The organism is uncultured Campylobacter sp. (genome assembly GCF_937997405.1).
Lineage (GTDB): Bacteria > Campylobacterota > Campylobacteria > Campylobacterales > Campylobacteraceae > Campylobacter_B.
Window position 1 is genome coordinate 1 of record NZ_CALKTL010000119.1, and the last position, 6,543, is coordinate 6,543.

6 protein-coding genes and 6 tRNA genes are annotated in these 6,543 nt (G+C 39.9%); 7 read left to right on the plus strand and 5 right to left on the minus strand.

Annotated features, from left to right (window positions below; all coding sequences use genetic code 11):
• Positions 1-141: 141 nt before the first annotated feature.
• From Q0372_RS06290 to Q0372_RS06310, 5 genes are all read right to left on the minus strand, one after another.
• Positions 142-717, minus strand: coding sequence for a histidine phosphatase family protein (locus tag Q0372_RS06290; protein ID WP_298103916.1), 576 nt, complete (start codon positions 715-717; stop codon positions 142-144).
• 4 nt (positions 718-721) lie between these two features.
• Positions 722-1,462, minus strand: a complete 741-nt coding sequence (locus Q0372_RS06295; protein ID WP_298103919.1) for an adenosylcobinamide-GDP ribazoletransferase — start codon at positions 1,460-1,462, stop codon at positions 722-724.
• Between the two features lies 1 nt (position 1,463).
• Positions 1,464-2,333 carry a hypothetical protein gene (locus tag Q0372_RS06300; protein WP_298103922.1) on the minus strand — a complete coding sequence of 290 codons (870 nt, stop codon included), beginning with the start codon at positions 2,331-2,333 and terminating at the stop codon, positions 1,464-1,466.
• A 280-nt stretch (positions 2,334-2,613) separates the two neighbouring features.
• Positions 2,614-3,825: a molybdopterin molybdotransferase MoeA gene (locus tag Q0372_RS06305; protein WP_298103926.1), complete on the minus strand. Its 1,212-nt coding sequence runs from the start codon at positions 3,823-3,825 to the stop codon at positions 2,614-2,616.
• Entirely contained in the window at positions 3,822-5,120 is a 1,299-nt protein-coding gene (locus tag Q0372_RS06310) for an MFS transporter (protein ID WP_298103929.1), read from the minus strand. The genes Q0372_RS06305 and Q0372_RS06310 overlap by 4 nt, the downstream gene beginning before the upstream one ends.
• Before the next feature lie 105 nt (positions 5,121-5,225).
• On the opposite strand from Q0372_RS06310, the gene Q0372_RS06315 reads away from it, so the two are divergent.
• The 7 genes from Q0372_RS06315 to Q0372_RS06345 all read left to right on the plus strand — a co-directional run bounded on the left by Q0372_RS06315 (position 5,226) and on the right by Q0372_RS06345 (position 6,486).
• A complete protein-coding gene (locus Q0372_RS06315; protein ID WP_298103932.1) occupies positions 5,226-5,855 on the plus strand; it encodes a non-canonical purine NTP pyrophosphatase in 630 nt (209 codons plus the stop codon).
• 74 nt (positions 5,856-5,929) lie between these two features.
• Positions 5,930-6,006: transfer RNA gene (locus Q0372_RS06320), tRNA-Pro, on the plus strand.
• A 5-nt stretch (positions 6,007-6,011) separates the two neighbouring features.
• A tRNA-His gene (locus Q0372_RS06325) sits at positions 6,012-6,088 on the plus strand.
• A gap of 6 nt (positions 6,089-6,094) precedes the next feature.
• Positions 6,095-6,171: transfer RNA gene (locus Q0372_RS06330), tRNA-Arg, on the plus strand.
• A gap of 15 nt (positions 6,172-6,186) precedes the next feature.
• Positions 6,187-6,263 (plus strand) — tRNA-Arg (locus tag Q0372_RS06335).
• Positions 6,264-6,312: 49 nt separating this feature from the next.
• A tRNA-Leu gene (locus Q0372_RS06340) sits at positions 6,313-6,397 on the plus strand.
• 14 nt (positions 6,398-6,411) lie between these two features.
• Positions 6,412-6,486, plus strand: a tRNA-Asn gene (locus tag Q0372_RS06345).
• Positions 6,487-6,543: the final 57 nt, after the last annotated feature.

Sequence of the window (6,543 nt, forward strand, 5' to 3'; positions counted from 1 at the left end):
CTAAAACCCCTAAACTATCCTTAGGTTTCATTTTTCTATCAAGCTCAATTTGTGCTTTTTTTATTGCTTCACTATCAACAGCTTTTATTTCATTTATTAAGTTAAATAAAGAATTTTTATCTTTCATCTATTCTCAACTCTCTAATCTAATTTTGTTAAATAACTAAACTCAAAATTTCCTTCAAAAATTACAATAGAAGCATTTTGTATTTTAAATTTCCAATAACTGTCTAAGTTTCCAGAAATAAAATAACTTATTATACAATTTATTATTCCCCAATGTGCAACAATAAGGTTATTTTTTGAAAAATCTAAAGTTTTTAGAAATGAAACTGCTCTTTGAAACATTTCTTTTGGACTTTCACCTGTAACATAATTAAAACTTTTCCAATCTTCTTCCATTTTCTTAACTTCATTTGGATATTTTTCTGATATTTGTTTAAAAGTTAAACCTTCAAAAATTCCAAAGTTTATCTCTTCCAAATTGGAATCAAATATTATTTCCTTATCCAAATAGTTACAAATTTCTGCTGTTTGTTTTGCTCTTTCTAAAGGACTGGTATAAATTGTGTCATAATCTATATTTAAAAGTTTTTCCTTTGCTTGATAAGCTTGACATATTCCTAAGTCATTTAAAGGAGGATTTAACTTACCAAAATATAGACTTTGTGCATTCATTTCTGTCTGACCATGTCTTACTAAAATTAATTTACCCATAATATTAACCTAGGAAAAAAGAAGGAATAACTAAAAGTAAGAATATATATACAAGACCTGATATTTCAAGTAATGCTCCTAAAGTATCACCAGTTATACCACCAATTTTTCTCTCTATCAATTTTGAAAAAGCATAAGCAAATAGAGCTAATAAGGCAATAATAACAACTATTATAAAGACAATTTTTATAATAAATTCTACAGGTAATGAATAATTACTGAAAAGTATATAAGGTGTAAATATTATTCCAACTGTGTATAAAAATGTTATAACAGTTGCAACTATAAGTCCACAAATTTTTGTATTATCTACAAAAGTTTTTCCCATTCCACTTCCTCTTGCATAAGGAGAAGAAGCACAACTTAAAACACTACAGAATCTTGAAACAACTGGATAAGTCATAACAGCATATAAAGCACCTTCACGACTTTCTATTATTAATGAAAAAAGTAAAACAAATTTCAATAAGAAATATAAAATTAAGGCTAATGCTCCATTACTACCTAATCTAGAATCTTTCATAATTTCTAACATTTTATGCTTACTTCTATAACTAAAAATTCCATCAAAAGTATCTGCCAAACCATCAAGATGTAATCCTCCTGTTGTTATTAAATCAGTTAAAATTATAACAATAATCATTAAAGGTATAAGAGGCAAAAATAACTTTTTAAAATAAAAAATCTTTGTATTCATATGAAGTTTTTGTCTATTTGATACATACTTTTTTATTACTTCAAACATGTTAGATCCTTAAAAAATGAGCCAACTGTCCATATAAAGCATCATTATTTTGCGCACCAATTTCTATTCTTGCTGGTGCACTCCATTCGTTTGTTGTCAAGTCGTCCGAATAGCCATCAATGGAAGCAGTCTTGTTATTCATATCTTCACACTTTATGGAATATCTTTGAATATTGTCATTAAATATCCCACAAAGCCAACTAAAAGCATTATCAAAAGTAGTATCTGCCTTGATTGAGTATTCTATTTTTCCAGAATTAATTATTTCAGCCCCATTATTTACCATATCCATATGAAATACTATTTTTTTGTTTTTTCTGGAATTATTAAAAATTTCTTCAAAATCCGTTTGGGAAAAATCCATAACTATTTCAAAATAGTCTCGTTGAATATTATGTCTCAAAAAATATCTATCAAAAATTTCATGAATAACATCATATAAAATTTGCTTAGAAATAGAGTGATATTTATATTCCGTAGCAATTTTTGCCATATTGTCATAAGATATAATAAAAATATCAACAAAATCAACTAGACCTTGATGTCCGTTTAAGCTACCTATAGTACTCCAATCTTGTAAATCCACTATAGTTTGACCTTCCTTTGTTTTTGTATAAATCAAGCGAATCTTATATATTAACCTATTTGTAGCGGGTATATTATAAACAATTGTTGGCTTTGTATATGTTAGTATCAACTTTTCAAAAGCGGCATTATAAAAATTATATTCATGCAGCTCTGTAAAAATATCAAAATTTTCATTATTTATATTTATTTGCATAAAATCATTATCTGGTATTTGTATATCAAATGTATTATTTTGTATATCATTATTTTCTCTATATTTAAACGCATATCTTTCAAAAAGCATTTTTTATACCATCCTTGATATTTTTTAGCTATTATAGCAAAAACAATAACCTAAGTAGCTGCTTATACTAAATTTTGTATGTTCTGTATTGGTTCACGCCCATTATTATCAAGTAAACTTTTTTTTATAAATGAGCCATTATCAGCATTTGTGCTATTGCGTAGAGCGTAATGCTGACTTATTTCCACAATTTACTTAATTTCCTGCGATAGTAAAATTCTATTCTTAACGGCAGTTAAAATTCCGTCTGCCTCCGCAACTACCGCCGAAACGCTACGCCCTAAATTTTAGGTACCGAGATTACGCGCACGAGCTCGCCCTTTTTGAGCTCTTTGACCTCGAGCGGCGCGACGAGCAGGACGCTATCGTCGTCTAAATTGTTCAAAATCGCGCTAGAGCCTTGCTTTTTGCTTTGCAGACTAACAAAAAGGCGTCCTTCCCTGTTTTGCAAGACGGCAGGCATAAACTCTAGCCACGGCGTCTTTTTTACGTAGTTGTGATCTAAGATTGCGCTAAATTCCATATTTTCGCGCACGCCGAAGAATCTTTGCAAAAATACGCGCAGAAACAAAATGCACGTAATAAGCGCCGAGAGCGGGAAGCCCGGGAATGCGAAGATATATTTTTCGCCGGTTTTGGCTACGCGCACGTGGCGGCCCGGTTTGATCGCCGCACCCTTTACGATGAGCTCAAATTTTGATTGTAGCGTGCTTTGCACGAAGTCGTAGTCCCCGACGCTCACTCCGCCGCTGGTTAGAAGTATGTCGGCGCTCTGTAAAGCCGATAATATCGCACCTTCTAGCTCTTTTTCGTCATCGCGTACTAGAGGCATTATCATCGCTTCGCAGCCTAACTGCGTCACTAAATTTGCAAGCGCGATGTGGTTGGAGCTGTAAATTTGAGCGTCGTTTTCGAGCCTCTCGCCCAGATCCTTGATTTCGCTGCCCGTGGCTAGAATCGCTACTTTTGGGCGGACGAATACGCTTATGTGAAATAGACCAAGCTCCGCTAGCAGCGCGATCTGCGAAAAGCCAAGCTTCGTGCCGCTTCTAAGCAAAAGCTCGCCCTCGCGGTAGCTCTCGCCCGCTGCGCGCACGGCAAAGCCCGCCGCGACGGGCTTTGTGACGACGATCTCGCTGCCTTGTACCTGCACGTTTTCGATCGGCAGAAGCGTGTCGCTACCCTCGCACATGAGCCCGCCGGTGAAGGTTTTGACGCACTCGCCCGCCTTTGCCGCGGCGCTAGGCATTTTGCCCGCAGGCGTCGTGCCGACGATCTTAAATTTCGCTCCTTCGCTTAGATCCGCGCCCTTTAGCGCGTAGCCGTCCATTGCGGCGGTCGGGCGGCGCGGAGTGCTAAAAGGTGCCGCAACGTCGCTTGCCAAAATACGCCCCAGCGCCTGCGTGATCGCGACCTTCTCGATGCGCGAGGACTTTTGCACTGTGTTTGCGAAGCGCTCCATCGCGCTTTCAAATTTTTCAAATTCCATCATTTGCCTCCTACGATTTTATAAATTTGATCTTCATTTATCAGTTTCGAATTAAATTTCACAACGAGTTCGCCATCGGTCTCGTAAATTTCAATAATACCCTTTACGCCCTGTAGTGCGGAAAAATCGCCGCCTTTAGGAAAGTATAAATTCTTAAAAAGTTTCGGATCGCTCAGCCTAGAAAGTAGCACAAGCCAGATTACGCCCAAAACCGCGACGCCAATGCCTAGCGCTTCGATGCCAATTTTGCCAAAAAGTGCGCCACCGCATAGCCCACCCAAAAAACTGCCAAAAAATCCGAACGAATTAAAAATTCCAAGCGCGGCGCCTTTTTGAGCGACTTTGGCAAATTTGGACGCAAGGCTTTGCATAATGGGCTCATGCGCGTTAAATCCCACGAAAAAGAGCATCACGCCCACCACGAAAGCGCTCGCCCCGCTAGCAAACGCAAAAATCAAATACGAAGCGATGAAAAAGCAGATGCCGATAAGTAGAATTTGCTTAGCTAGCGCGCGTTTCTCGCCTAAAGCACCGCTCGCACCCATCGCAGTAAAGCCGAATACTGCGCCTAGAGCATAAATTTTAGTCAAATCACTTTTGGAAAGTCCGAATTTTTGCACGAGCAAAATTGGAATTAGAAAAAACGCTGCCGTCATGAAAGCTTTTTGAAAAAAATTCGTTAAATTCATAAGCATTAAATTTTTATCGCTCAAAAGTGAGCCGAGCGGGACCTTTTGGCGCAGGGAGCGGATATGCGGTTCGGTAGGTACTACGAAAAAAAGCAGTACCAAACATAAAAGCGTAAGCGCCGAACTTAGATGAAATAGGCTGGCAAGCCCAAATTTGGCGCTTAAAAGCGGACTTAAAATCATTGCGACACCAAAGCTCACGCCTATCATCGCGCCCATTACCGCCATCGCCTTACCGCGCTCTTCCTCCCGCGTAAAATCACTAATTAGTGCGGTAGCTACGGCTCCTACAGCACCGCAGCCTTGCAAAAAGCGCCCAAAAATCATCGTATAAATGCTCTCGCTCGCCGCGCAAACGCAAGCACCCACGATAAAAAGCGCCAGCCCTATAGCAAGGGTTTTTTTACGTCCTATCTTATCGCTTAACACTCCAAATGGCGTTTGCAAAATCACTTGCATAATCGCATAAATTCCAAAAAGTAGCCCTACTAGGCTTTCGTTTGCGCCGTGCAAGCTCAATGAATACAGGCTAAGCACGGGCAGCAAAATAAATAATCCAAAAAACCTCGTAGCGATGATAAAACTAAGCGGAAGGACGCTTTTTAGCATAATCTTAGACCTCAAATAATATGAAATTTGTGCCGATTATAGCCAAAAATCGTAACGAATTCTTTGATTTTGGGTAAAATAGCGGCTTAAATTTAAGGAGTGAGGATGAAAATTTTACTTGCGACGAGCAACAAAAATAAAGTAAAAGAGATAAAAGAATTTTTCACAGGATACGACGTGTATGCGCTCGGCGAGGTGCTGGATCCTTTTGAGATCGACGAGTGCGGCACGAGCTTCAAACAAAACGCGCTTATTAAAGTTCGCGCAGTGTATGAGGCGCTAAAAAGTAAAAATTTGCAGAGCGAATTTTTCGTGCTAAGTGATGATAGCGGTATCTGTGTGGACGCGCTGGGCGGGGCTCCGGGGATATTTTCGGCGCGCTTTAGCGGAGCGGGTGCAACGGATGCGAGCAATCGCGAAAAATTAGCAAGGAAGCTGAGGGCTTTAAGCTTAGACTCCTCGCCCGCGCATTACACGGCAGCGATCGCGCTAAAATGCGATCTGGGCGAGTTTTGTACGCACGGCTTTATGCACGGCACGGCGATAACGAAGCAGCGCGGGAAAAACGGATTCGGATACGATTTTATGTTTATTCCGCGTGGATTTGACCGCACAATCGGAGAGCTGCCCGTTGCGGTGAAATTTGAAATTTCGCACCGCACGAAGGGGCTAGCGCTGATGCAAATTTTATTGAAAAATTTAGAAAAACAGATGAGACTTGTTAAATTTCATTAAATTTAAAGCCGCAAAAAGCGGAATTTAAGAAAAAATATATATAATACGCTTTTCATTCAATCCACGAAAATCTACGGAGCGTAGCGCAGGCTGGTAGCGCATCTGGTTTGGGACCAGAGGGTCGAAGGTTCGAATCCTTTCGCTCCGACCATTGTGGTGAGTTTAGCTCAGTAGGTTAGAGCATCAGATTGTGGTCCTGAGGGTCGTGGGTTCGATTCCCACAACTCACCCCACTTTATGCGCTCGTAGCTCAATTGGATAGAGCAACAGACTTCGGATCTGTAGGTTGAAGGTTCGACTCCTTTCGAGCGTACCACTGATTTGATATTTTGCGCTCATAGCTCAGTTGGATAGAGCAACGGCCTTCTAAGCCGTAGGCCAGAGGTTCGAATCCTCTTGGGCGTACCATATTAAGCTCATATTAAGAGCTTTTTGGCTAATATGCGCTTTCTTTTTTGCGGATGTGGTGAAATTGGCAGACACACCAGACTTAGGATCTGGCGCCTCACGGCATGAAGGTTCAAGTCCTTTCATCCGCACCATCCATTCTACGCGTTCCGGATTAGCTCAGCGGTAGAGTAGGCGGCTGTTAACCGCTTGGTCGCTGGTTCGAATCCAGCATCCGGAGCCATATATACTCAAAAACTCCTTTAGACCCCTGATTTTATCGATATTTAAAGAGCTTTAA